Consider the following 2,181-nt stretch of genomic DNA (forward strand, 5'->3'; position numbering starts at 1 on the left):
GCTGGGGGTGAAAGGCCAATCAAACCGGGAGATAGCTGGTTCTCCCCGAAAGCTATTTAGGTAGCGCCTCGTGAATTCATCTCCGGGGGTAGAGCACTGTTTCGGCTAGGGGGCCATCCCGGCTTACCAACCCGATGCAAACTGCGAATACCGGAGAATGTTATCACGGGAGACACACGGCGGGTGCTAACGTCCGTCGTGAAGAGGGAAACAACCCAGACCGCCAGCTAAGGTCCCAAAGTCATGGTTAAGTGGGAAACGATGTGGGAAGGCTCAGACAGCCAGGATGTTGGCTTAGAAGCAGCCATCATTTAAAGAAAGCGTAATAGCTCACTGGTCGAGTCGGCCTGCGCGGAAGATGTAACGGGGCTAAACCATGCACCGAAGCTGCGGCAGCGACACGAAGTGTTGTTGGGTAGGGGAGCGTTCTGTAAGCCTGTGAAGGTGTGCTGTGAGGCATGCTGGAGGTATCAGAAGTGCGAATGCTGACATAAGTAACGATAAAGCGGGTGAAAAGCCCGCTCGCCGGAAGACCAAGGGTTCCTGTCCAACGTTAATCGGGGCAGGGTGAGTCGACCCCTAAGGCGAGGCCGAAAGGCGTAGTCGATGGGAAACAGGTTAATATTCCTGTACCAGGTGTTACTGCGAAGGGGGGACGGAGAAGGCTATGTTGGCCGGGCGACGGTTGTCCCGGTTTAAGCGTGTAGGTGTGTGTTCCAGGTAAATCCGGTTCACTTTAACACTGAGGCGTGATGACGAGGCACTACGGTGCTGAAGCAACAAATGCCCTGCTTCCAGGAAAAGCCTCTAAGCATCAGGTAACATCAGATCGTACCCCAAACCGACACAGGTGGTCAGGTAGAGAATACCAAGGCGCTTGAGAGAACTCGGGTGAAGGAACTAGGCAAAATGGTGCCGTAACTTCGGGAGAAGGCACGCTGATATGTAGGTGAAGCGATTTACTCGTGGAGCTGAAATCAGTCGAAGATACCAGCTGGCTGCAACTGTTTATTAAAAACACAGCACTGTGCAAACACGAAAGTGGACGTATACGGTGTGACGCCTGCCCGGTGCCGGAAGGTTAATTGATGGGGTTATCCGTAAGGAGAAGCTCTTGATCGAAGCCCCGGTAAACGGCGGCCGTAACTATAACGGTCCTAAGGTAGCGAAATTCCTTGTCGGGTAAGTTCCGACCTGCACGAATGGCGTAATGATGGCCAGGCTGTCTCCACCCGAGACTCAGTGAAATTGAACTCGCTGTGAAGATGCAGTGTACCCGCGGCAAGACGGAAAGACCCCGTGAACCTTTACTATAGCTTGACACTGAACACTGGTCCTTGATGTGTAGGATAGGTGGGAGGCTTTGAAGCGCGGACGCCAGTTCGTGTGGAGCCGCCCTTGAAATACCACCCTTTAATGGCTGGTGTTCTAACGTGGGCCCGTAATCCGGGTTGCGGACAGTGTCTGGTGGGTAGTTTGACTGGGGCGGTCTCCTCCTAAAGAGTAACGGAGGAGCACGAAGGTTAGCTAATCCTGGTCGGACATCAGGAGGTTAGTGCAAAGGCATAAGCTAGCTTGACTGCGAGCGTGACGGCGCGAGCAGGTGCGAAAGCAGGTCTTAGTGATCCGGTGGTTCTGAATGGAAGGGCCATCGCTCAACGGATAAAAGGTACTCCGGGGATAACAGGCTGATACCGCCCAAGAGTTCATATCGACGGCGGTGTTTGGCACCTCGATGTCGGCTCATCACATCCTGGGGCTGAAGTAGGTCCCAAGGGTATGGCTGTTCGCCATTTAAAGTGGTACGCGAGCTGGGTTTAGAACGTCGTGAGACAGTTCGGTCCCTATCTGCCGTGGGCGCTGGAGAATTGAGGGGGGCTGCTCCTAGTACGAGAGGACCGGAGTGGACGCATCACTGGTGTTCGGGTTGTCATGCCAATGGCACTGCCCGGTAGCTAAATGCGGAAGAGATAAGTGCTGAAAGCATCTAAGCACGAAACTTGCCCCGAGATGAGTTCTCCCTGACCCTTTAAGGGTCCTGAAGGAACGTTGAAGACGACGACGTTGATAGGCCGGGTGTGTAAGCGCAGCGATGCGTTGAGCTAACCGGTACTAATGAACCGTGAGGCTTAACCTTACAACGCCGAAGCTGTTTTGGCGGATTGAGAGAAAATTTTCAGC

The 2,181-nt window shown here is 53.8% G+C and carries 1 rRNA gene (running past one end of the window); it reads left to right on the forward strand.

Features of this window, described 5'->3' with window-relative positions:
• Positions 1 to 2,137: ribosomal RNA gene (locus tag JTI98_RS05155) — 23S ribosomal RNA — on the forward strand (it extends 2,681 nt beyond the left edge of the window).
• Positions 2,138 to 2,181 lie beyond the last annotated feature (44 nt).

This window comes from Citrobacter sp. MGH 55 (assembly GCF_016906145.1).
Lineage (GTDB): Bacteria > Pseudomonadota > Gammaproteobacteria > Enterobacterales > Enterobacteriaceae > Citrobacter_A > Citrobacter_A amalonaticus.